This window comes from Tamaricihabitans halophyticus (genome assembly GCF_004340875.1).
GTDB classification, from domain to species: domain Bacteria; phylum Actinomycetota; class Actinomycetes; order Mycobacteriales; family Pseudonocardiaceae; genus Tamaricihabitans; species Tamaricihabitans halophyticus.
The window spans coordinates 42,100-65,570 of sequence record NZ_SLXQ01000002.1 but is presented as its reverse complement, the minus strand read 5'-3'; the positions used below and the strand labels follow the sequence as shown (position 1 = coordinate 65,570).

The following is a 23,471-nucleotide window of genomic DNA, read 5'->3' as shown; positions in this document are numbered from 1 at the left end:
CGATTAGCATGACCGCAACGACCAGCAACGAAGCCACCGCAAGCACCGTAAACCTCGGCCCGGCCGCCGGCCTCGCCTCGAAGGAAAGCGGAGCGCGGATTCCACTGGCACCCGAATTCGTCAGTCCAGACGACTTCTCTCCGCTGGAAGTGGTGTACGACTTCGGCAACGTTCGCCGAGAGGACATCGAAGCCGGCCCCCGGTCGATCTGGCGATACAAGCAGCTGCTGCCAGTGCCGCCAAACGTGGCGGACTACCCCAACACCGAACCGGGCTGTACCAGGCTGATCAAGGCCGACCGGTTGGCGGCCGAACTGGGTGTGCGCAAGCTCTGGATCAAGGACGACACCGGAAACCCGACGCATTCGTTCAAGGACAGGGTGGTCGCGGTAGCACTCGCGGCGGCCCGCGAGTTCGGTTTCAAGGTGCTCGCCTGTCCGTCGACCGGCAACCTGGCCAATGCCACGGCGGCGGCAGCCGCCCGCGCGGGCTGGGAGTCGGTCGTACTCATCCCTTCCTCGCTGGAACGCGCCAAGGTGCTGACCACGGCCGTGTACGACGGCGCGCTGATCGCGGTGGACGGCAACTACGACGATGTGAACCGGCTGGCTACCGAACTCGCCGCCGAACACGAGGACTGGGCGTTCGTGAACGTCAACGTCCGCCCCTACTACTCGGAAGGCTCCAAGACGCTCGGCTTCGAGGTCGCCGAACAGCTCGGCTGGCGACTGCCCGAGCAGATCGTGGTCCCGATCGCCTCCGGCTCGCAGCTGACCAAAGTGGACAAAGGATTTCAGGAGTTCGGACAGCTGGGACTCGTGGAACCCACGCCCTATCGGGTCTTCGGCGCCCAGGCCACCGGATGCTCGCCGGTTTCCGCCGCTTTCCGCTCGGGGCACGATGTGGTCCAGCCGGTCAAGCCGGACACCATCGCGCGCTCGCTTGCCATTGGCGCTCCCGCGGACGGCCCGTACGTGCTGGACACCGTGCGGCGCACGGGCGGCGCCATCGAGGACGTCACCGACGCGGAAGTCGTTGAGGGCATCCGGTTGCTCGCCCGCACCGAGGGTGTCTTCGCGGAGACGGCCGGCGGTGTCACCATGGCCTGCGCCAAGAAGCTGCTGGAGACCGGAAAACTGGACCCGGATGCCGAAACGGTGCTGCTGATCACCGGCGACGGGCTGAAGACCCTGGACGCGGTCGCCGATCAGGTAGGCCCACGCGCGACCGTGCCGCCGTCGGCGGCGGCCGTGCACGAAGCACTGGAGCGCGGGCGCGGCTGAGCGCGGGCGCGGCTGAGCGCGGGCGCGGCTGAGCGCGGCCGCCCCGTGGCGGGAACCGGCGAATACCGACCGCGTTCCCGCCGCGCTCCACGGCGAAGCAAGCTCGGACCGTCCACATCGGCCACTACCGCGCCGTGCCCATCCCGGTCGGTTCGGGTGACCAGCACACCTCGCTCAGCGAGCCCACGCAGCACCTCCTTGCTGGGATGGCCGTAGCTGTTGTCCTCGCCCACGCCGATCATCGCCAGTTCGGGTTGGACCGCGTCCACCAGCTCCGGCGCGGTGAACCTGCTGCCGTGGTGCGGAACCTTGAGCACCTCGGCGGTCAGATCGGTGCCCGAGGCGAGCAGATCGGCCTGCGCGGCCAGTTCGATATCGCCAGTGAGTAAAACCCGCCCCGCCGCGGTATGCGCCCGAATCACCAGCGAGGTGTTGTTGATCTCGGTGCCCGCCGCCTCGGCGTGTACCTCGTTCGACACCGGCGCCACCGGACCGAGCACGTCCATCCGTAATCCCGGCCAGCCCAACCGCTGCCCCGCGACGAGCTCGACCAGCGGCACCTTCGCACGCGCCGCCTCGTCCCTGACCTGCTCCCATGCCCAGCGCGGGGTACGGCCAGGGCCGATCGCTACGGCGCCAACCGCATCCGCTTCCAGCGCCGCGACGAGCCCGCCGACGTGATCGGCATGCAGATGGCTCAGCACCACCAGCGGAATCCGGGTGACGCCTGCCTCGCGCAGGCAACTCATCAACAGCGCGGGATCCGGACCGGTATCCACCAGCACCGCTCGATCGTGCTGCTCGGTGGCCAGCAGGAACGCGTCACCCTGACCAACGTCGCAGGACAGCACCGACCAGCGCGCGGGCGGCCAGTCGCTCAGCGTGTCCCGCAGTGGCACCAGGATCAGCACCAGCGTCAGCAACGCGGCGAGCAGCAGGGTACGCAGCCGCCGGAACCGGCAGAGCACCACGAACACCAGCACCACGAGGGCCAGCGCCAACCCACCCCACCAACCGCTCGGCCAGCTGATCGCGGCACCCGGTATCCCGGCGGCCTTACGCCCCACCGTGATCACCCAGCTCACCTCTGGCCCGGCGAGCCGCACGAGTAGCTCGGCGAGCCACGGCCAGACTGGCGCGGCGGCAGCCGCGAGCACGCCAAGCACGGTCGCCGGGGCAACCACCGGCGCGGCCAGGATATTCGCGATGATCGACACCGTGCTGATCTGTCCGGCCATCCCGGCAAGCACGGGTGCGGTGGCCAACTGTGCCGCCGCCGGGATCGCCAACGCGTCGCCGATCCCCCGAGGGATGCCCCGCGCGGCCATCTTCTCCACCCAGCCGGGCGCGAGCAGCACCAGCGCCGCGGTTGCCAGCACGGACAGCGCGAAGCCGAAGCTCACGGCCATCGCCGGGTCATAGAGCACCAACGCGATCACCGCGAAGGCGAGCGCGGGCAGCGCCGAACGTTCCTTACCGAGCACCAGAGCGAGCAGACCAACCCCGCCCATGACCCCCGCGCGCAACACGCTCGGCTCGGGCCCGACCAGGATCACGAACCACACCAGCACCGCGGCGGCGATGATCGCTGAGGCACGCGGACCGACCCGGATCGCCCGCAACGCCAGTAGCACCGCACCACAGATGACCGCCACGTTGGCGCCGGAAACGGCAGTCAGGTGCGCGAGCCCAGCCACCCGATGCTCCTCGACCACCCGTTGTGGCAATGCGCTGATATCGCCGACGACCAACCCCGGCAACAGCCCGGCCGGCTCGGGGTCGAGTACGCCACTTGCCTCTCTGAGTGCCGTGCGCATGGCGTCGGCCGCCTGCTGCCACCCCGGCGCCTCGCCGAGCAACCGTGGTGGCTCGTGCACGTAGGCCGCCGCGACCGCCAGCTCACCGTCCCTGGCCGGCGCGAGTCGTGCGGTGGTCCGAACCCGCTGCCCCGGCAGCAACTCGGCCCAACTTTCCGCCGGCGCGAGGAGCACCACCTCGCCGGTCGTCGGCACGCGCTCATCGGCCACCCGTGCCGCCTGCACCTCCGCGTTGACCACGACGGACCGAACACCACCCTGCTCACCGGCGGAGCCGGTAGCGAATATCGGGCGCGGTCGTTCATTCAACTCCACGGCGAGCGTGGCGGTATGCCCAGCGGCCGCGGACTCCCGAAGCGGGTCGCCTTCGGCTGCCCGCAGCTGTGGCACCAGCAACAGCAGCACCAGCACCGAAACACCGGCAAGCGCCCAGATGCCAGCACGTCCCGGTAGGGCCAGTCGCCGCGCCCAACCTGGCCGGCGCACCGCCCGCAACCACCAGCCAGCGAGCAGTAGACCGCCTACCGCGAACAACGCGGCTATCCACCAGCTGCCAAGCAAACCGAGTAGTCCCGCCGACCACACCAGCATCGCCGAGGGCAGCAAACCAAGATCGTGACGCTGTGCCGTGGTGGCCGCCGACACGCTGAACAACGAATCCCGGGATCTTCTTTGACCAGCGCTCGGGCTGCCGCGCGTCATTGCACGACAACCTCGTCCCGCAGCTTCTCCAGCCGCACCTCGCCGATCCCGTCGACTTCCCGCAACTGCTCAACCGCGGTGAATCGTTCGTTCTCCTCCCTCCAGTCCAGAATAGACTCGGCGGTCACCGGGCCGACGCCGTTGAGCGTTTCGAGCTGTTCCAGCGTCGCGGTATTCAGGTCCACTTTCCCAGATCCCCCTTCGGACGCCCCAGAGTCCACATCAGACTCCGCCGCGGCTTCCGGCGGAACGGGAACACCCACATAGATCTGTTCGCCATCACTGACCTTGCGGGCGAGGTTCAGCGCGTACAGATTCGTGCCGTGCCGCGCACCGCCGGCTTCCGCCACCGCGTCAGCCACCCGCGCGGACGCGGAAACCGTGACCAGCCCCGGTTCGGAGACCTTGCCGACCACACTCACCACGAGTTCGCTTGGCTCGACCGAACCCGTTGCCGATGCTGCCGAGCTCGCCCCGGCCACCCCGGCAGCCTCCAATCGCGGTGGCGGTTCAGCCTCGGACCGATTGCCAAACAAGACGATCACCAGCAGTGCCACCACGAGCACTCCGACCGCGAGGACGCCGAACACCACTGGTCGCGCCACGGTGAACCGGGAGAAATCCGGGAGCCACCGGCTAGCCAGTGCGGTCAGGCGATCCCGCCACGGTGGAGCGCGCTCAGCGACCGCAGTCGGCTCGGCGACGGCTCGGTCCACCGTTTCGGTCAGCGCGGCTAACCGGGTACTCGCCGTGCCACCATTGGATTGCGTTGATTCTTCGGACACGAACCGAACATAGAACGCCCGAGGACCTACCCGCTGCCAGCAAACCGACTTCTGTGGACAGTCCGACGGGATGTGGACAACTCAACGGCGCGCCAGGAAGCGCTAGACGGGAACAACCACGACGCCGAGCACGCCCGGTCCGGTATGCGCCCCGATCACCGCGCCCAACTCGGTCACCACGCAACCGGGTGATCGCGGCAGTGCCTCGTCCAGTCGATTCGCCAAGGCCGCCGCTCGCTCGGATGCGGCGATATGATGCACGGCGGTACGCACCTCCCGATCGCCCGCCGCGGCGGTGGCGAGCTCAGCCAACCTGGCTACCGCGCGGTTCATCGTGCGCACCTTCTCCAGCGGCACGATCTCCCCCTCGGACACGTGCAACACCGGCTTCACCGCAAGCGCGGTACCAAGCAAGGCCGCGGCCGCGCCAATCCGACCACCCCTGCGCAGATAATCCAGCGTCTCCACGGCGAAATACGTGGCGGTGCCCGCCGCCGTATCCGTCGCGGCCGCCTCCACCGCCGAGGGCGTGGCGCCAGCTCCCGCCGCCCTTGCCGCGCTGAGCACCGCGAACCCGAGCCCCATCCCGGTTGTCCGCGAGTCGACGACGCGCACCCTGGCCGGATCGACTCGTTCGGCCGCTTGACAGGCCGCCTCCCACGTCCCGGAAAGCAGCCGGGAGATATGTACCGAAACGACGGCGGAGGCGCCCGCGGCGAGCTCGGCCGCGAAGACCTCGGCAAGCTCATCCGGGGTTGGCCGCGAGGTGGTGACCCGTCGCTTGTCGGCGAGAGCCTTGGCCAACTCAGCCGCGCCTACCTCAACGCCATCCAGGCCGGTCGTGCCATCCATCAAGACATGCAGCGGAACAACCCGCACCCCGTGCCGCGTGGCAAAGCCCTCCGGCAGGTATGCGGTGGAATCGGTGACGACGGCTACCGGCACACCGCCAGCCTACGTGCGCGAAGCGCCGCCGGCGCCGAGCGGCGCGCTAATCACCGAGCAACCGGGCCAGCCGCGCGGCCACGGCTCCACCGACCGCGCGGTGCGCGGACCAGCCCCAGTGCATGCCATCCTCGTTTCCCTCGCCAGCAAGGACATGCTCGGCGGTGAGCGCGGGGATATCGACGAGCGGCACGTCGTGTTTCACCGACCAACGGGCGATCGCGCGTTCGGTCGCCCGGTACCCGTTGTGCACATAACCGTAGGTGGCCGCCCGATGCACCGCCGGACGCCAACCAACCGCTGGCATCCCCGGCCGCAGCACCCGCAACGCGCCCAGCGCGGTGTCCAGGTACTGCTCGGTCAGCCGCGCGGGCAACACCAGCGGCCGCCCATGGAATGCCCGGGCCAGCCACGGTTGCGCGGCAAGATAGCCGGCCCGCAAGCGCCGCCGCAGGCCGTCCGGCCGCACGTATCGCAATCCCGTGCGCAGGTAGGTCGGCAGCGGGGAAGGCAGCGAATCCATCCCACCGACCGCGAAAACCACCGCATCGACGTGATGCAACAGCGCCCAGAGCCGTGGGTCACCAATCAGTGCCCACCACACATCCCGCGCGGTCCAGCCGAACCCGGCGACCAGCTCCACCCGTGCACCCAGCTCGCGGGCGGCCACATTGGGCCACAGCCGTGGCTCATCCGCGGCATGTGGTCCATTCGGCCCGTGAAAGCTCAACGAATCACCGAGCACGAGAAGGTGGTACTTGGGCTCGTTGGTGCTCACGGCGCGCGGCTCACCCAGAGAAGCCGCTGATCCCCGTGTTGTGGGTGATCAGCCGCCACTCCGCGTCCGGCTCCGGGCGCTTGGCCAACTCGGTCCAGTGACAGTTGGAAACGCCGCCGAGGACGGTCCAGTGTTCCACCGGCAGTCCCAGCAATCGCGCGGTCAGCGAGGTGATCAGACCGCCGTGGGTCGCGAGCAATACGGTGCCGTCCAGCTCACCATCGAGATCCGTGACGACCTCGACCGCTCGCTCGGCCACATCGATCCTGCGTTCCCCGCCGGGCGGGGCGAAGGTCGGATCGGCCCGCCAGCGCAACCGCTCGCCCGGCCAGTCCGCGTCGAGTTCGGCGCTGGTAAGCCCTTGCCAGGCACCGAGGTTGGTTTCCCGCAAGCGCTTGTCGATCCGCAACGGAATCCCGCTCGCTTCGGCGAATACCGTCGCGGTGTCGGTAGCGCGGCGCAGATCGGAGGCGACGATCGCGGTCGGTTCGTAACGGTTCAAGCCGGCGGCCGCGAACCGAGCCTGATTCCACCCCACCGCGGTCAGTTCCGAATCAAGATGTCCTTGCATCCGACCAGCGGCGTTGTAGTCGGTTTCGCCGTGCCGCCACAACACGATGCGGGTCAGGCTCACGGCTGGCCATCTCCCGCCGCCGCTTCATCGACAACGACCGCCTCCGCGTCGAACTCGATACGCGGGCAGTCCTTCCACAGGCGCTCCAGCTGGTAGAAGGAGCGTTCCTCGGCGTGCTGGACATGGATCACCACGTCGACGAAGTCGAGCAGGACCCAACGCCCCTCGCGGGCGCCCTCCCTACGAACCGGTTTGTGCCCAGCGGCGCGAAGTTTTTCCTCGACGTTGTCCACGATCGCGCCGACCTGTCGCTCGTTCGGGGCGGAGGCGATCACGAAGCAATCGGTGATCACCAGCTGGTCCGAGACGTCAAGCAGGACCACGTCGGTCGCCAGTTTCGCGGCCGCGGCCGCCGCGGCGCGGCGCGCCATATCGCGTGCCTGGTCGGTCGCTGTCACCTTGCTCCCTTGTCGCAAATCATTCCGGCAGGCTGTCGAGCCTACCGGTCGACCAGGTGTGCATGGTTCACCGGCGCCTGGTCGGACCGCGCCGGGCGCGCGCCTGCCAGCAGCCAGAATGCCAATGCCGCCGGTCGTCCACCGAACCGTGTTGATCAGCCGACCAGGCAACCAGATGGGGGGTGCCAGGCCGGATCTCGTGGTCACAACCGGGGCAACGGTAGTGCTTGGTGGTCCGCTCACCGGGTATATGCCGCACGACCCAGTCACCGTCCGGGCCGGACTCGGTGCGCTGCAGCCCGGTTGCCGCGGTCGGCCGGGCAGGAGTACCGGCGGATCGCGAGCGGTTCGGGCGGTTGCGTCGAGGCACGCTCCCACCGTAACCACCGGCTCGCCCGCGGGTGACCGCAAGATCCCTAAAGACTGCGGTCAGTGGGTCGGGTGTCGGCGGCGAAGTACTGGCCGGGCGGGACTCCGACGGCGCGCCGGAAAGCCGCGACGAACGCGCTTGGCGTCCGGTAGCCCACCCGGCGGGCGATCGCCTCCAGCGGCATCCCTTCGGCGAGGTACGGCAGCGCCGCGCGCAGTCGCGCCTGGGTACGCCAGTGCCCGAAGGCCATCCGACATTCACCGCGGAACAACCGCGCCAGCGTGCGTTCACTCGCCCCCACCGCGCTGCCGAAACCGGCCAGCGTGCGCTGATCCGTCGGATCGGCGAGTAACGCGCGCGCCACCGCGAGCGCGCGGGGATCCGTGGGCAGCGGCACCGCGATCGGCGTGACCGTGACCGGTTCGAGCAGGTCGAACACCACCGCTTCGGCCCGCTGCCGAGCGGCATCGTCGATCAGCTGGTCGGCAAGGTATTCCAGCAGCTCGCGCAGCAGCGGCCGGACAAGCACCATGCGTGGCCCCGACCAGTGCACCGGACAGCGAGCCGGATCGGCGTAGATGCCGCGTAACTCCGTCTTACCGACGGCTCCGGTGCGGTGTGCCACCCCGGCGGGTAGCCAGAGCGCCCTGGTCGGCGGCAGCAGCCAGTGGGCATCGGCCACGTTCACCGCGGCCACTCCGCGCGCCGCCCAGACCAGCTGGTGCTGCCCGTGCGTATGCCGCGGAAACCACGCGCCGGCTGGCAGTTCGAGCGAGCCGAACAGCATCGCGCCGGCCTGTTGCCGTACCGCGTCGGACCAGTGCGCTGGCTCGTGTCTGATTAGCGACATCACTCGGCAGAATAGCGCCTATCGGCCAAGCCGGGACCGGCCTAGCGTTTCCGGTATGGCGATGAACTGGCTACACCGCAAGCGCTGCAGCTCCACCGCGTGGGCAGAGGTCGTGCGCGAACAGTTACTGCCGTGGGCGCTGGACGGCGTCGAACTCGGCGAGAAGGTGCTGGAGATCGGCCCCGGCTACGGCGCCAACCTCCGCGAACTCGTGGAGCTGGCACCCAAGGTAACGGCGCTGGAACTGGATCCGGTGCTCGCCGAAGGACTGCGGGCGAAGTATCACCAGCACGCCGAGATCATCGAAGGCGATGGCGCGGCGATGCCGCTCCCTGAAGGCGCCTTCGATTCGGTGGTGTGCTTCACGATGCTGCACCACGTACCGACGGCACGGGCGCAGGACGCGTTGTTCGCCGAGGCATGCCGGGTGCTCCGAGCAGGCGGCCAGTTCGCGGGCAGTGACGGCGCGCCCGGAGCGCGCTTTCGGCTGATCCACCTCGGCGATACCTATAACCCGCTGGACCCGGCCACGCTGCCCGACCGGTTACGAGCCGCCGGGTTCACCGAGATCCGGACCACCGTGCTGAACAACCGACTGCGCTGGTCCGCCCGTAAACCGGCTCACCGATAAGCCCGACTCACCGATAAGCACAAACCAGCGGTACCAGTTGCTCCGCGTCGGTCAGCGCGCCATGGTGGCCGACCAGCCTGGACTCGAACGGTTCGGCGCTACCGCGCAGCAACCCGAAATCGCCCCGTGGTACGGCGACCACATCGCCGATCCGCGCCGTCGTCGACGCGTCCACCCGTGGTCCGAACCAACCGCGCTCGACCGCGTCGTCCCGCTCGCACACTTCCGCCCGCGCGCCGAGGACGGATCGCCAGCTGGCCAGCACGTCCTCGCGCGCCCCCGCCTCCGTGTACACGTGGCGCAGCCGAACCTCGCCACCGACGGCCCGTACGCCAGGCCACAGTTCCTCGGTGCTGTCCACATCGAGGGAGTCCGGGCCGAGTTGGACCATCCCGTGATCCGCCACGACCGTAAGCAGGGTGCCGGTGGGCAGGTTCTCCAGCAGTCCCTCGACCAACCGGTCCACCTGCCGCAGCTGCATTCGCCACGCCAGCGAGCCTGGCCCGTGCAGATGGCCCATCCGATCCAGGTCGGCGTGGTAGGCGAAACAGAAACTCGGTCGCGGTCGCAGTGCCTCTTCCGTCGCGGCGATCAGATCACCGATGGCATGCACACCCCGGTAGTCGCCGCCGCGCAACGAAGCGCGCGTCATCCCCGAGTCGGCGAACGCGGCAGCCGAGACGACGCTGGCGGCGATACCCGACTCGGCCGCCAACTGGAACACGGTCTGGCGTGGTTGCACCTGCTCAGGCACGGCCAGCTCGCGCAGATCCGCGCGGTCCTGCTCGCCGTGCCGGCACCAGCCGAGCGCGTTCAGCAGGCCGACCTCGGGCAGCGCGAAGGAGTAGCCGACCATGCCGTGTTCACCCGCGGAGACCCCGGTGCCGATCGCGGCCAGACCAGCCGAGGTGGTCGCGGGTAGGCCTACCCGAAGCGGGCCGGCGCCGGCGGCCAGCTCGGTCAGCACCGGCGCGTCTTGCGGATGCGCGCCAAGCAGCTCCCAGCCAAGCCCGTCCACCAGCAGCACACAGGCGCGTGGAACCGGCCGCAGGTCAAGGCTGTTCGAAGCATCCGGGACACCGAGCGCGGCCAGGATCGACGGGGTCAGTTCGGCCAACCGTGGAATTTCGTGGCGCATGCCCGTCACAATAGGAGCCGTGCCGACGTATACCTACCGCTGCCGCGACTGCGCGGGCGCGGAATTCGACGTGTCCAAGCCGATGCGCGAGTCCGATACGCCAGCGAGCTGTCCGCATGGCCACACCGACACGGTGAAGCTGTTGCCAACCGTCGCGCTCGCCGGACGCTCCGGCTCGCCAGCACCACCCGCCGCTGCCCCTGCGGGCGGTTGCTGCGGCGGCGGCTGCTGCGGCTGAGCCGACGCCAAGCGCGTCAACGCGTCCGGTCGAGCCTGCGTACCTCGCCGGAACGAAGCTTCTCCCGGTATGCCTTGACCTCGCGCTTGACCACCGGCGCGAGCAGATAGAGACCCGCGATATTGAACAGGGCGATGCAGAACACGAAGGCATCGGCGAAGTCCAACACCGCGCCAAGCGTCATCACCGCGCCAACCACGATGAATGCGCAGAACATCAGCTGGAACACCCGTTGTCCCCTGCGACGAAGGCCGAACAGGTAGCTGGCGGCCTGCTGCCCGTAGTAAGCCCAGCTGATCATCGTGGACACGGCGAACAAGACCACCGCGATGGTCAGCACGTAGGAGAAGCCGGGCAGCACGGTGTCGAAGGACTGCGAGGTCACCGTCACCCCGTCCGGCGGTTCCGCGCCGGCGAGCACATCGGCCCGCGCCGATTCCCATAGCTGGGTCTGCGCGATGACAATGGTCAGCGCGGTCATCGTGCAGATGACCACGGTGTCGATAAACGGCTCGAGCAGAGCGACATAGCCCTCGGTGACCGGATGTTTGGTGCGTACCGCGGAATGCGCGGTCGCCGCCGCGCCAAGACCAGCCTCGTTGGAGAAGGCGGCGCGCTGGAAACCGATGACCATGGCACCGACCGCGCCGCCAACCACGCCCTCCGGCGCGAACGCGCCGCTGATGATCTCCCCGAAGGCCGCGGGCACCGAGGTGATGTTGGTGGCGATCACGATCAGGCAGGCGCCCACGTACAGGATCGCCATCGTCGGCACCAGCCTGCTGGTTACCTTGGCGATCGACTTGATCCCGCCGATGATCACCGAACCGACCACGAGCGCGATCACCACACCGGTGACCAGCGCGGCACCGTCCCCGCCGAGCAGCCCATCCGAACCGCCGGTGACATCGCGCAGCTGCGCGAAAGTCTGGTTCGTTTGGAGCATCGCGGAACAGAACGCGAAAACCAGCATCGTCGCGGCAACGCAGGCGGCCAGCGTATGGCCGACAATCTTGCCTGGTTTACCGCTGTACCGTTCGGCGATCCCCTTTCGCAGGTAATGCATCGGCCCGCCGGCAACCGAACCGTCCGGATTGAACTCGCGGTACTTCACGCCAAGCGTGCACTCCACGAATTTCGTACACATGCCAAGCAGTCCGGCAACGATCATCCAGAAAGTCGCTCCCGGGCCACCAATGGTGACCGCGACCCCGACACCGGCGATATTGCCGAGCCCGACCGTGCCGGAAACGGCGGCACTCAGCGCCTGGAAATGGCTTATCTCGCCAGGCTCGTCCTTTCCGGTGTACTTGCCACGCACGATCTCGAGGGAGAGCTTGAAACTGCGAAACTGAACAAATCCAAAGTAGACAGTAAACACGCTGGCCGCGATTACCAGCCAAGCCACGATCCACGGGAACCGCATGCCGAACACGCTAATCTCCGCGAACACAATATCGGCGGTAATCCGGGTAACCGGTTCGAAAACGGTGTTGATGGCGCGCTCAATCTCGGCGAGCACGCCGGACTCGGCGCCGGTCTCTTGGGCAAGTACCTGATTCGCGGCCATGGTGGAACGATTCCTACCCTGACGGCATCAATTAGGCAATAGGGAACTCGCCCGCAGGTGGTTGTTTTATTGCCACGGCCATCAGCGCGGGCCTCCGCGGGTAGCGGCCAGCGCAAGGGTGGTGTATGGCATGGTGAAACCACCGCCGAGCTGGTCGATCGCGGCGCCAACGGTATCCAGCACCGTTGCCAACCTGTCCGCCGACAGCCTGGTGAGTAGGCCGATCGTGGGCAGCAGATCCAACCACTAGTCCCTGGTATAGGAGCGCTCCCAGTCGAACCGCCACTGCGCTACCTCGCCGAACTCACCCGTGGCGGCAATTCCCGCCGCCGGTTTGTCGAACATCTCCCGGTAGCCGGCGAGTCCACCGCCGCTCGGCCGAACGTCAGCCGGCAGATCGGGCACCACCCGCCGGATGACCTCGTCCTGCACCCGCGCGATCTCGGCAGGCGGTTCGAAGACATGCGCGAACAGCGCGAGCGGCCCACCACCGCGCAGCACTCGCGCGGCCTTGACCGCGCCAGCCGCCGGGTCCACCCAATGCCATGCCTGTCCGGCGACGACGGCGTCGAACGTCCTACTCGCCGGTTCCCATTCCTCGAAGGTGGACACCTCGACGTCGAGCCCACTGGCCCTGGCGAACTCCGCCATCCGGGTGTCCGGGTCGACGCCGAGCACCTGGCATCCCGCCGCCGCGAACTGCCGCGCCTGGATACCGGTGCCGCAGCCAACGTCGAGCACGTGCGTTCCAGGACTGAGCTCGACGATCCTGCTGATCAGCTCCACGGGATACGGTGGCCGGGCACGGTCATAGCGCGCCGCGTCCACCCCGAAGGACTCCGCCACCTGCCGTGTCTGATGCGGCTCCTCGGACGAGCCTCGTTGCTCGGTCATTGGTCAACCGTAGTCGCGGAACCCCTTACCGGTCTTGCGGCCGAGCCGACCAGCGGTGACGAGATGTTCGAGCAACGGGGCGGGCGCGTAGCCCGCCTCCCGGAACTCGTAGTACAGCGTGCGCTGGATGGCCAGGGACACATCCAGCCCGACCACGTCGAGTAGTTCGAACGGGCCCATGGGCAGCGAGCAGCCGACCTTCATCGCGTTATCGATGTCCTCGGCGGTGGCGTAGTGCGCCTCGAGCATCTGCACCGCGTCATTGAGGTAAGGGAACAGCAGCGCGTTGACGATGAACCCGGCGCGGTCGCCGCAGTGCACCGGATGCTTGCCCGCGCCGAGACACAGCGCGTGCGCGGTGGCCACCACCTCGGGGGCGGTGGAAATCGTGCTGACTACCTCGACGAGCTTCATCGCCGGCGCGGGGTTGAAGAAATGCAGGCCAACCACATCGGCTGGCCGGTTGGTGGCCGCCGCGCATTCGATCACCGGCAGCGAGGACGTGGTGCTGGCGAGCACCGCACCCGGCTTGCAGACCTCATCGAGTGCGCTGAACACGGCCTGTTTGATGCCAAGTTCCTCGGCGACCGCCTCGATCACCAGATCCGCCTCGGCCAGTTCGGCGAATTCCACCACCGGCCGGATTCGCTCGAGCACGTCGGCTCTGTCCTGTTCGGACATCCTGCCCTTGACGACCGCCTTGTCCAGTGATTTGCGCACCTGAGCAACCGCGGCATCGGCTTTCGCCGCGCTGCGAGCCCGCAGCACGACCTGGTAACCCTTCTTGGCCAGCACCTCGGCGATTCCGGTCGCCATCGTGCCGGTGCCGACGACACCCACCTGGTTGACCGCCCGGATCGCCGCGGTAGGCGCCGCTGCCGCCGACGACTGGGCGTCCGCCACCACATTCGGCGAGTCGGGCGCGTCATAGGTGTAAAAACCGCGGCCGACCTTGCGGCCGCGCAACCCGGCGGTGATCATCTGCTTCAGCAGTGGGGCGGGGGCGTGCAGCCGGTTGCGCGACTGCCGGTACATCGATTCCAGGATCTCGTAGGCGGTGTCCAGACCGATCAGGTCGAGCAGTGCCAGCGGCCCCATCGGATAGCCACAGCCGTAGCGCATCGCGGCATCCAGATCCTCGCGAGTGGCGTATTTCCCCTCATACATCCGCACCGCGTGGTTGAGGTAGCCGAACAACAGCGCGTTGGCGATAAAACCGGCCCGGTCGCCGATCACTACGGGCGATTTGCCTAGTTTCTCCGCGAATGCGACAACATCGTCGGCGACCTCCGGTTCGGTGACCACCGTGCGCACCACCTCGACCAGCTTCAGCACCGGAGCCGGGTTGAAGAAATGCATCCCGACGACCTTGCCTGGGCGGGAAGTGTGCACCCCGATCTCGGTGACCGATAGCGAGGAGGTATTCGAAACCAGAATGGTCTCCGCCGCACAGATGGTGTCCAGTTCGGCGAATACCTTCGCCTTGAGCTCCAACTGCTCGGGGATCGCCTCGATCACCAGGTCCGCGCCGGCCAGTTCGGCAAGCGAGGTGGTGTAGCTGATCCGCGCGAGCAGGGCCGCACGCTCCTCGGCGGTCAACTTTCCGCCACCGACCGCGCGCTCGGTTGACTGCTCGATGTGTTCTCGCCCTCTGGCCAGGGCATCTTGGTCCACCTCGACGGCGACCACCGTGCCACCGGAACGGGCAAGTACCTCGGCGATCCCGGAACCCATGGTGCCGATCCCGACGACCCCGATCGTGCTGAACTCGCGTGCCATCGTCGTACCTCCAGGAGGCGAGCCGATCAAGCTGCTGGGCTACCAATCAGTAACATCGCTTGATACTGCCACGGCTGACCCGACGATGTGCGGTGAGTCGCGCCACCCACGACCGGGGTAAGCGGCTGATCAGCCTCTTGCCTCCGGCGCGCCTTCGGTGTGCGGCGGCTGCGCCTGGCCGGCTGGTTCCTCGGCACCTGTCTGGCCGGGCACTTGGCCGGGTACGCCGTGCTGCTGGTCTGTCGTCACTGGTTCCGCCGGATCGCCGTCGGAATCCTTCTTGTCTCGCCGCAGGTAGGCGGTAATGCCGAGCACTCCCGCGATCGGCAACAACGAGAGCGCCGGCAGCTGGTAACGCCAAGAGAACTCGAACGCCGCGGAGATGCCCAGAATCGTAATCGCCATACCGACGGGTAGCAACGCCGCGGCGCGCAGGCCACTCGCCCGCGCCCTGCTACCAATCCCGAATCCGGCCGCCAGCGCGATCAGGCCACCAATACCAAGTAGCGTTCCCGGGGTATAGCCGACCGTCAGCTGGTAACTGCGCATCACCGCGGCGAGGACCGGCTGGTCCGCGGGCTCGACCCCGTCGAACTCCTGGATGTACTCCCGCGTCTTGTCCTCGTGGTTGTAGAACGGGAAGGTCCGCTGGAACTGCCACCAGAGCAGCGGCACATCGTTGTAGGACTGGGTACGAACCGGCGCGAAACCCTTCAGGAAGTCCACGAAGATCCCGCCGGCGATGTCGACAGGCTGCTGCTGGAACGTCTTCATACCGAAGGATTCGAGGACCGGGGCGATATCGGTATCCGGCGGGAACCGCTCGCGCCACTGCTCATTGGCAATGATGTGCGCGTAATCGTTGATTCCCTTGCGTTCCCCGAGTGGTTCGTCCGGGCAGGCAAGGCGCTCGAGTTCGGTGAGCTCGAGCGTGTCGCAGTCGGCGACCACGGCCGCGCGGCCGTAAAGCACATTGCTCGTGGTGTTGGACAGCCCCACCTTGCCGGTCTCGGCGTAGAAATAGGCGGCATAGCCCCCAACCATGATCGAGAAGCCGAGCACCAACGCGACCGAACGGGTAGCGATCTTCAGCCAACCGCGTTTGCTCCGCCATGCACCGCCCGCGATCACCAGATAGCACAGCGCCGGCACAATCAGTGGCAGCGCGGCCATCCGGAAGGCGACGGCAATACCGAGCAGCAGGCCGGCGATCCCGGCCCGCGCGGGATTCGGCGCGCCCCAACCAAGCAGCAGCCACAACGTGGCCACCAGCAGTACCTGCTGCCAGGCATCGGACATGATCATCTGCTCGATCTGCAGCTGGTAGCCATCCAGCAGCAGTGGCGCGGCGGCGATCGCCGCCAGCCAGTTCGGCGCGCCATACCGCCGCGCGAGGGGATAGAGCGCGAAGCCGGCGAGCACGCCCGCGACATGCTGGGCGGCGGTAATGAACCCGAGGCCGCCGAAGACCGTGAGTAGATCGAGAACGAAGAAGTCGTAGCCGATCGGGTGCAAACCGGTCGGATCGTGCACCCCGATGTTGTCCAGGTAGCGGAATGAATCCCCGAACAGGATCGCCGGGTGATACGCGATCCAGGTCAGCACCCGCAGTGTGACACCAACCAGAAGCAGTGTCACAATCAGCCAATGCCGTCGCAATAGGCCGCGCAGATCCCGGGTACGTACAACCGTTTCGGACATGTCCGGCAACCTACCCAGCGTCTACATCATCGGAACAATATTCAATCGGTGCCAAAGATTAGCGTGCACCGATCGGGCGCAGATCGGCGGCCTTCCCGTTGCTGACTCGTGATCATTACTCATCCGCAGCGCGATAATCCGGCTTGAGTAACGGATCGAGCGCGAATTGTGCCAATTTGGCCCGCTATGTATTCCTTTTTGGATAGTAGCTGTCGCGGTAATCACTCACTCGGCAAAATCGCGATCGACAAGATCGCCGATACGGCGCAACGCCTCTGCCGCGTCGGCACCACTCGCCGACACCTCGATCCGCGAACCCTTGACCGCGCCGAGCGCCATCAGGGCCAGCACGCTGTCGCCAGCGGCGCGCTGGTCACCGCACACCACCTCGACCTCGGCGGCGAGCCCAGCCACGGTACGCGCGAACAAGGCTGCCGGTCGGGCATGCAAGCCGACCTCGTTGGTCAGCACGAACTCGGCACGCCGTACCGCGCCGGAAGCCCGTTCGGCCCCTGGCTCGCGCTCAGCCGGCTCCTCCCCGGCAGCCGACTCCTCCCCTGCGTTCGCCGCCGCGGCGGCCGTGGCGACCCTGGCCAGCTCGGCACCGCTCTGCGCGGCAACCGCCGCGGCCACCGCGCCTTCGACGAACGGCGCATCGGCTACGAAGGCGCGCTGTGCCCCAGCAAGCGATTCCACCGCGAGCTCTGCGGTCATCCGCGCGCTGCCGAGGTCGTAGAGCAGCAGCACTCCTTCGCCGGAGTCAGCCCGCGCCACCGCGGCGCATACGGCGTCGTAGTCGGTGCCCAGCCCAGCGCCCTGCTCGTCGACAAGACCGCCAGCGGGCACGATCCGCACGTCCGGTGCCATCTGCCCGGCAAGCTCGGCAAGCCCCTCGGCAAGCGCGGCGCTGTGGGAGACAAGGACGATGCCGACGGTCATCGCTGCCCGCCCGCGAACGCGCCAAGCAGCAGCTCAGTGGATCGTGCGCCCGGATCGAGATGGCCCGCGCTGCGTTCGCCCAAATAGGACGCCCTGCCCTTGCGCGCGACCAGCGGAACGGTCGCCGCCGCGCCCTCACTCGCCGCCGTGGCTGCGGCTTTCAGTAGCTCCCCCACCGGGACCTCTGTCGCGGATTCGGCGGCAAGTACCGCGGGATGCAAGGCATCCACCATGGTCTTGTCACCCTGCTCGGCCTTACCGCGCGCCACCACACCGTCCATGGCCGCCCGCAGTACCTTCGCCACCATCGGCGCATCGAGCTCAGCAGCGTCACCGACGGTTGTCGCCGCGCGCAGAAAGGCCGTGCCATACAGCGGGCCGGCCGCACCGCCCACTTTGGATATCAGTGTGGTCGCGGCAAGTTTCAGCGCCGCGCCGGGAGTTTCCGGCATCGTCGAGTCCACAGCGGACACAACGGCGGCGAATCCGCGATTCAGGTTCTCGCCGTGATCCGCATCGCCAATCTCCCTGTCCAGCTCGACCAGCTCGTCCCGGTGCTCGCTGATCACCTCGGCGCACCGGCGCAGCGCGGCCACCACGTCCTCGGTCGTACAGGCCATCACATGCCCCAGCGCAGCGCGGGGGTGCACACCGGGGCATCCCACAGGTCGAGCAGCTGATCATCCGCCCGCAGCAGGGTAAGGCTCATTCCTTGCATCTCCAGACTCGTCACGTATGGCCCCACCAACCTACGGGCGACCTCGATCCCCCGCTCGGCCAGTAGCCGTTCGGCAATCCCGTGCGCCAGATAAAGCTCGAGCAGCGGGGTGCCACCCATGGAATTGGTGAACAGGATGACCCGGTCGCCCGCGACAAACGGCAGGTCACTGACGATCGCATCGACAAGGCGGGCCACCAGCCGATCGGCGTCCTCGAGCGGTACCCGCGCGCGGCCGGGTTCGCCGTGAATGCCTATGCCGATCTCCATCTCGTCCGCGCCGAGCGTGAAACTTGGCTCGCCGACGTGCGGCACGGTTGGCGCGGTCAGTGCCACGCCCATCGACCGCACACCCGCGACCACCGAGGCGGCCAACCGCGCACACCCATCCAGGTCAGTGCCGCGCTCGGCGGCGGCGCCGACGATCTTCTCCAGCAGTAGGGTGCCGCCAACCCCGCGCCGGCCTGCGGTGAAGGTGGAGTCGGCGACCGCTACGTCATCGTCGATCAGCACGCTGCGCACCGGGGTCCCGGTCGCCTCGGCGAGTTCGGCCGCGGTCTCGAAGTTCAACACGTCACCCGTGTAGTTCTTGACCAGCAGCAGTGCCCCGGCACCCGCGTCGGTCGCGGTAACCGCGGCCTGCACCTGATCGGGGGTCGGCGAAGTGAACACCGCACCGGGGCAGGCGGCGTCCAGCATTCCGCTGCCGACGAAACCGCCGTGCAACGGTTCGTGCCCGGAACCGCCCCCGGAGATCACCGCCACCTTGCCGGCCACCGGCGCGTCCGTCCGGACGATCACCGCGGGATCGGTCGTGACCCGTAACCGCTCGGGATGCGCGACGGCCAACCCGTGCAACGCCTCGGCCACCACCGTGGCCGGATCATTGATGATCTTCTTCATCGCGGCTCCCGAATATTCGCCAACTGCTGCTCGACCGTTGCCAGGCACTTCCTATCCTGCCCGCCGGCCGGCCGCAAAGCCACGACACTCGGCGCTAGCCGGCTTGCTCCTGCTCGGCCTCGTCGTCCGGTACCAGGATCGGGCGCCACCTGGCCCAGGCCACGAAAAGTAGCGCCGCGACGGTCAGTGCCAGGCCCGTCCACAGGTTGATGTTCACCCCTGCCGCCCGTTCCAGATCCGCCTCGCTGGTGAACCCGATACCCATGACGAGCAGCACGACGCCGTAGATGCCGAGGAGAAGGGCGATGATCGCGCGTACATCGAAGGCGCCAGCGCGATGCGTCCGGGCGCCCGAGGTTTTCCGTTCGTGTGCCATGGTCGCTTCTCCCCGCTAGAAGATGATGTTCAGGGCGATCGTGATGACCAGCGCGATCCCGGCGAGCAGCGCCGGCTTGCGATACCAGCCAGCGTCCTGACCGGTCTCCGAATGCCGCAGTGATGCCCTCGGCGTCACCGTGTACACCAGGCCAACCAGTTGATCCGCTGGCTTCGGCGTGGTGACCACCGAGACGGCCACGCTGACCACGATATCCACCACGAAGGCGGTGCCGGCCGCCGTCATGCTGACGCCGAGCCCGGAAAGGCCGAGCACGCCGGCCTGGGCGAGTCCCCATACCGTGACGGCGGAGGCGGTGCCCATCACCAGACCGAGCCAGCCAGCGGTGGGGGTCATCCGCTTCCAGAACATACCGAGGATGAAGGTGGCGAACAGCGGCGCGTTGAAGAACGAGAACAGGTCCTGCAGGTACTGCAGGATGTTGGCGTAGCTTGCCGCGATGAACGCGGTGCCGATGGCCAGCACCGTGCCGGCCATGGTGACCCAGCGGCCCATCCGGAGGTAGTAGCCGTCCGGCTTGTCCTTGACCACGTAGGACTGCCAGATGTCGTAGGTGAACACCGTGTTGAAGGCGCTGAGATTCGCCGCCATACCGGCCATGAACGAGGCGAGCAGACCGGCGATCGCGACGCCGAGCATGCCGTTCGGCAGTAGATCGCGCATCAGCAGCAACAACGCGTCGTTGAAGGTCACCCCGGTTTCCCCTGGCTGCCCCTCCATCAGCGCGGCCTTGTCCCTGACCAGCTCCGAGGCGATGACCCCGGCGATCATCCCGGGGATGATCACGATGAACGGGATGAAGATCTTCGGGAAGGCGCCAATGATCGGCGTGCGCCGCGCGGCGGACATGCTCTTCGACGCCATGGCCCGCTGCACCTCGACGAAGTTCGTCGTCCAGTAGCCGAAGGAGAGCACGAAACCGAGGCCGAACACGATGCCGAGCACCGAAAGGAAGCTGTTGCCGAAGCCGGTAATCGCATCACCGGGCCAGGAGCTCAGCTGCTCGGCTCCACCGGGGCCGGCGGTGACCTTGTCCACCAGGCCCTGCCAGCCGCCGACCTTCACCATGCCGACGATGGTCAGCGGCAGCAGGGCGATGACGATGACGAAGAACTGCAGCACCTCGTTGTAGATGGCCGCGGACAGCCCGCCGAGCGCGGTGTAGGAGAGCACGATCACCGCGGCGAGCACGATGGACACCCACAGCGGCCAGCCGAGCAGCGTGTTGATCACCGCCGCGAGCAGGAACAGGTTCGCACCGGCGATCAGGACCTGCGCGGTGGCGAAGCTGATGCCGTTCACCAGGTGGGCCGGCTTACCGAACCTGCGCAGCATGAACTCGGGCACGCTGCGGACTTTGGAACCGTAGTAGAACGGCATCATCACGATGCCGAGGAACAGCATCGCGGGTATGGCGCCCACCCAGAAGTAATGCATCGTCGGCATGCCGTACTGCGCACCACTTGCGGACATCCCCATGACCTCGACGGCGCCGAGGTTCGCGGAGATGAAGGCGAGACCGGTGACCCAGGCCGGCAACGAGCGACCGGACAGGAAGAAGTCAAGGCTGGTCGAGACCTGTCGCCTTGCCAGGTACCCGATACCGAGAACCAGTACGAAGTACACCGCGAGCAAGGCGTAGTCGACGAACTGCGCATCCAACCGCAGGTCGGCGTCCGCGAGCACTATCAACGGGCACCTCCACTAAACAATTGTCAACAAAAAGCATCAGCAATCTTCGGGCATGCGCACCGTACCGCGCGCTGGCCTTCAGGTGAATGCAGTCAGCCAACTAATCGCGCAGACCGGTCAGACATCGTTATCAATGGCTGTACCCAGGCGTGCCGTGGTGATCAGAGCTGGGATACACGCTCAGCGGGAAATCAACAGGAATGGCCGCAACATCAAACAAGAAGCGTCGCGTCGCGACTAAACAGGCGCCGCCGCAACCGCAACCTCCAGGGTTTGCACGGCGCGCGCACGCCTGGTGACCACGTTTTTGAGGGTTCTTGCGGTTACGGGGAGTAGCTCAGAAGAGGCGGAACTCGTCCGGCTCGATACCGCGCATCGCGTCGTAGTCCAGCGTCACGCAGCGGATACCGCGGTCTTCGGCAAGCGTCTTGGCCTGCGGCTTGATTTGCTGCGCCGCGAAAACGCCCTGTACAGGAGCGATCAGTGGATCACGATTGAGGAGTTCGAGGTAGCGGGTGAGCTGCTCGACGCCGTCCAGCTCGCCGCGCCGCTTCACCTCCACGGCGACCGTGCCGCCGTCGCCGTCTTTGACCAGCAGATCAACCGGGCCGATCGCGGTCGGGTACTCCCTGCGCACCAACGAGTAACCGGCGCCGAGGGTATTCACCTGCTCGGCGAGCAGCTCCTGCAAATGCGCCTCGACGCCGTCTTTCACCAGCCCCGGTTCGGCACCAAGGTCGTGGTTGAGCTCGTCGATCAGCGCGTCGATGGTGATCACCAGGCGCTCGCCAGCCTTGTTCTGCACCGTCCAGACATCGCCGTCTTCGAGTAGCCAGCACGGCGGGCTCATCCAGTTCAACGGCTTATAGGCACGGTCGTCCGAGTGGACGGAGACCGAACCATCGGCCTTGATCAACAGCAGCCTGTTGGCCATCGGCAGATGCGCGGTCAGCCGCCCCACGTAGTCGACTTTGCACCGAGCGAGTACGAGACGCACGCAGCGAGGGTAGGTCACCGGCCCGGACACCCCCGTCACTGGGTCCACCGATACGCCGACCAACCACCGCCCGCGTCCGGCAGGATGTCGGTTGTGGAAGCACTATCGAGTCGTGAGGTCTACACGAACGCCTGGATGCGCGTGCGAGAAGACGATATCCAGCGGGCGGACGGGTCAGCGGGAATCTATGGGGTTATCGACAAACCCGACTACGCACTGGTGATCCCGCTTCGCGGCGAGGAGCTACATCTCGTCGAGCAGTACCGCTATCCGCTCGGGCTGCGCCGCTGGGAGTTCCCGCAAGGCACCGCGCCGGACCGGGCGGAGCTGCCGGCGGCCGAACTCGCCGCGCGGGAGCTCCGCGAGGAAACCGGACTAACCGCCGGGTCGCTACGCGAGATCGGCCTGCTCGACGTCGCCCCCGGCTTATCCAGCCAGCGCGGCAGGGTGTTTCTGGCGACCGAGCTCCGCGAGGGCGAACCAGAACGCGAGCACACCGAACAGGATATGCGCGCGGCCTGGTTCACCCGCGGCGAATTCGAGCGCATGAGCCGCGCCGGCGAGATCACCGACGCGCAATCCCTTGCGGCCTATGCGCTACTGCTACTGCATGAGCGCAGTGATCACTGACCGGCGATCACTGACCGCTGCCGCCGACCGCGGCCATCACCGCGGTCTGCACGGCGGTGCTGACCGCCGCAACGGTTTTGGTTACCGCATCGCTGGCCAGGTCGTCACCGCTTTCGGCGATCTCCTTGGCACGCTTGGCAATCTCCTTGCCATCCGATTCCGGGAACAGGCTCTTGGCCAGTCCGGTGGCGTGCACCATGCCCACGAGCGCGGCGGTGCGCGCATCCGGCCGCTGCCCCTCGATCAGCACGGTACGTAGCCGTCGCCGGGCATCAGCCTCGGCCGAATCGTCCGCGGCCGGATACCGCTTACCGGGGAACAGGCCCAGTACCTTCCGCTCCTCCTCGTGCACGAAGCCTTTGTCCACAAGCGATTCCATCGTCGCCTTTGTGGACTTTGAGGACAGCTTGGACATCCAGGTGTGCGGTGTCGCCGGCCGCTTCGCTTCGGTCAGCGCTTGCAATACCTCATCGGTCGCGGCTTCGCCAACCGGCGAGTCACCACGGACCGCGATCTTCTTGCCCTCCAGCTCGACGCGCCCGGCGAGTCCCAGCTCGAGTAGATGTGCACCAACGACACCAAAGCCCATCTTGGTGCTGTCTCCGCGCTTCTTGCCGTCTTCGTCGTCCAAGCGGAGCAACAGTAGCTCCTCGGCGATCGTCGCGCGCATGTAGTTCCTTTC

23 protein-coding genes and 1 pseudogene are annotated in these 23,471 nt (G+C 67.2%); 4 read left to right on the top strand and 20 right to left on the bottom strand.

Annotation, left to right across the window (positions count from 1 at the left end):
* The first annotated feature begins 8 nt into the window (after positions 1-8).
* Positions 9-1,283 carry a threonine synthase gene (gene thrC, locus EV191_RS07845; protein WP_132876266.1) on the top strand — a complete coding sequence of 425 codons (1,275 nt, stop codon included), beginning with the start codon at positions 9-11 and terminating at the stop codon, positions 1,281-1,283.
* On the opposite strand, the gene EV191_RS07840 is transcribed toward thrC, so the two are convergent.
* The 8 genes from EV191_RS07840 to EV191_RS07805 form a co-directional block, all read right to left on the bottom strand.
* A complete protein-coding gene (locus EV191_RS07840; protein WP_341539598.1) occupies positions 1,208-3,745 on the bottom strand; it encodes a DNA internalization-related competence protein ComEC/Rec2 in 2,538 nt (845 codons plus the stop codon). The genes thrC and EV191_RS07840 overlap by 76 nt on opposite strands.
* Positions 3,746-3,798: 53 nt before the next feature.
* Positions 3,799-4,587: a ComEA family DNA-binding protein gene (locus tag EV191_RS07835; protein ID WP_243658818.1), complete on the bottom strand. Its 789-nt coding sequence runs from the start codon at positions 4,585-4,587 to the stop codon at positions 3,799-3,801.
* A 102-nt stretch (positions 4,588-4,689) separates the two neighbouring features.
* Positions 4,690-5,532: a DegV family protein gene (locus tag EV191_RS07830; RefSeq protein ID WP_132876264.1), complete on the bottom strand. Its 843-nt coding sequence runs from the start codon at positions 5,530-5,532 to the stop codon at positions 4,690-4,692.
* A 46-nt stretch (positions 5,533-5,578) separates the two neighbouring features.
* Positions 5,579-6,310: a diglucosylglycerate octanoyltransferase gene (gene octT / locus EV191_RS07825; RefSeq protein ID WP_132876263.1), complete on the bottom strand. Its 732-nt coding sequence runs from the start codon at positions 6,308-6,310 to the stop codon at positions 5,579-5,581.
* A 10-nt stretch (positions 6,311-6,320) separates the two neighbouring features.
* A complete protein-coding gene (locus EV191_RS07820) occupies positions 6,321-6,944 on the bottom strand; it encodes a histidine phosphatase family protein (protein WP_132876262.1) in 624 nt (207 codons plus the stop codon).
* Positions 6,941-7,342: a ribosome silencing factor gene (rsfS, locus tag EV191_RS07815; protein ID WP_132876261.1), complete on the bottom strand. Its 402-nt coding sequence runs from the start codon at positions 7,340-7,342 to the stop codon at positions 6,941-6,943. Before rsfS ends, EV191_RS07820 begins: the two co-directional genes overlap by 4 nt.
* A gap of 67 nt (positions 7,343-7,409) precedes the next feature.
* On the bottom strand, positions 7,410-7,712 hold the full coding sequence (locus tag EV191_RS07810) for a hypothetical protein (protein WP_132876260.1): 303 nt from the start codon (positions 7,710-7,712) through the stop codon (positions 7,410-7,412).
* A 46-nt stretch (positions 7,713-7,758) separates the two neighbouring features.
* Positions 7,759-8,499: an AraC family transcriptional regulator gene (locus tag EV191_RS07805; protein ID WP_132876684.1), complete on the bottom strand. Its 741-nt coding sequence runs from the start codon at positions 8,497-8,499 to the stop codon at positions 7,759-7,761.
* A 118-nt stretch (positions 8,500-8,617) separates the two neighbouring features.
* On the opposite strand from EV191_RS07805, the gene EV191_RS07800 reads away from it, so the two are divergent.
* The gene (locus tag EV191_RS07800) at positions 8,618-9,193 is read left to right on the top strand and encodes a class I SAM-dependent methyltransferase (RefSeq protein WP_132876259.1); all 576 of its coding nucleotides are present in this window, start codon (positions 8,618-8,620) and stop codon (positions 9,191-9,193) included.
* A gap of 7 nt (positions 9,194-9,200) precedes the next feature.
* Here the strand turns inward: EV191_RS07800 and EV191_RS07795 are convergent, their stop codons facing one another.
* Positions 9,201-10,331, bottom strand: a complete 1,131-nt coding sequence (locus EV191_RS07795) for an alkaline phosphatase family protein (RefSeq protein ID WP_132876258.1) — start codon at positions 10,329-10,331, stop codon at positions 9,201-9,203.
* Between the two features lie 19 nt (positions 10,332-10,350).
* Here EV191_RS07795 and EV191_RS07790 point away from each other — a divergent pair, with 19 nt between their 5' ends.
* Positions 10,351-10,569 (top strand): FmdB family zinc ribbon protein, encoded by a 219-nt coding sequence (locus EV191_RS07790; RefSeq protein ID WP_132876257.1) that lies wholly within the window; start codon positions 10,351-10,353, stop codon positions 10,567-10,569.
* A gap of 16 nt (positions 10,570-10,585) precedes the next feature.
* Here EV191_RS07790 and EV191_RS07785 read toward each other — a convergent pair whose 3' ends face one another.
* The 10 genes and pseudogenes from EV191_RS07785 to nucS form a co-directional block, all read right to left on the bottom strand.
* Positions 10,586-12,139, bottom strand: a complete 1,554-nt coding sequence (locus EV191_RS07785; protein ID WP_132876256.1) for an alanine/glycine:cation symporter family protein — start codon at positions 12,137-12,139, stop codon at positions 10,586-10,588.
* A gap of 81 nt (positions 12,140-12,220) precedes the next feature.
* A pseudogene (locus tag EV191_RS07780) lies at positions 12,221-12,985 on the bottom strand (class I SAM-dependent methyltransferase).
* 51 nt (positions 12,986-13,036) lie between these two features.
* The gene (locus EV191_RS07775; RefSeq protein WP_132876255.1) at positions 13,037-14,812 is read right to left on the bottom strand and encodes a 3-hydroxyacyl-CoA dehydrogenase family protein; all 1,776 of its coding nucleotides are present in this window, start codon (positions 14,810-14,812) and stop codon (positions 13,037-13,039) included.
* A gap of 129 nt (positions 14,813-14,941) precedes the next feature.
* Positions 14,942-16,513: a glycosyltransferase family 39 protein gene (locus EV191_RS07770; RefSeq protein ID WP_132876254.1), complete on the bottom strand. Its 1,572-nt coding sequence runs from the start codon at positions 16,511-16,513 to the stop codon at positions 14,942-14,944.
* 225 nt (positions 16,514-16,738) lie between these two features.
* Entirely contained in the window at positions 16,739-17,452 is a 714-nt protein-coding gene (gene dhaM / locus EV191_RS07765; protein WP_132876253.1) for a dihydroxyacetone kinase phosphoryl donor subunit DhaM, read from the bottom strand.
* Positions 17,449-18,072 (bottom strand): dihydroxyacetone kinase subunit DhaL, encoded by a 624-nt coding sequence (gene dhaL, locus EV191_RS07760; RefSeq protein ID WP_132876252.1) that lies wholly within the window; start codon positions 18,070-18,072, stop codon positions 17,449-17,451. The genes dhaM and dhaL overlap by 4 nt, the downstream gene beginning before the upstream one ends.
* Complete coding sequence (dhaK, locus tag EV191_RS07755) at positions 18,072-19,073, bottom strand: dihydroxyacetone kinase subunit DhaK (RefSeq protein WP_132876251.1); 1,002 nt, start codon at positions 19,071-19,073, stop codon at positions 18,072-18,074. Before dhaK ends, dhaL begins: the two co-directional genes overlap by 1 nt.
* 94 nt (positions 19,074-19,167) lie before the next feature.
* Positions 19,168-19,449 (bottom strand): hypothetical protein, encoded by a 282-nt coding sequence (locus EV191_RS07750; protein WP_132876250.1) that lies wholly within the window; start codon positions 19,447-19,449, stop codon positions 19,168-19,170.
* A gap of 15 nt (positions 19,450-19,464) precedes the next feature.
* A complete protein-coding gene (locus EV191_RS07745) occupies positions 19,465-21,162 on the bottom strand; it encodes a sodium:solute symporter family protein (protein WP_132876249.1) in 1,698 nt (565 codons plus the stop codon).
* A 337-nt stretch (positions 21,163-21,499) separates the two neighbouring features.
* The gene (gene nucS, locus EV191_RS07740) at positions 21,500-22,159 is read right to left on the bottom strand and encodes an endonuclease NucS (protein ID WP_132876248.1); all 660 of its coding nucleotides are present in this window, start codon (positions 22,157-22,159) and stop codon (positions 21,500-21,502) included.
* 84 nt (positions 22,160-22,243) lie between these two features.
* On the opposite strand from nucS, the gene EV191_RS07735 reads away from it, so the two are divergent.
* On the top strand, positions 22,244-22,789 hold the full coding sequence (locus EV191_RS07735; protein ID WP_132876247.1) for an NUDIX domain-containing protein: 546 nt from the start codon (positions 22,244-22,246) through the stop codon (positions 22,787-22,789).
* A 7-nt stretch (positions 22,790-22,796) separates the two neighbouring features.
* Here EV191_RS07735 and EV191_RS07730 read toward each other — a convergent pair whose 3' ends face one another.
* Positions 22,797-23,459, bottom strand: a complete 663-nt coding sequence (locus EV191_RS07730) for a GOLPH3/VPS74 family protein (protein WP_132876246.1) — start codon at positions 23,457-23,459, stop codon at positions 22,797-22,799.
* Positions 23,460-23,471: the final 12 nt, after the last annotated feature.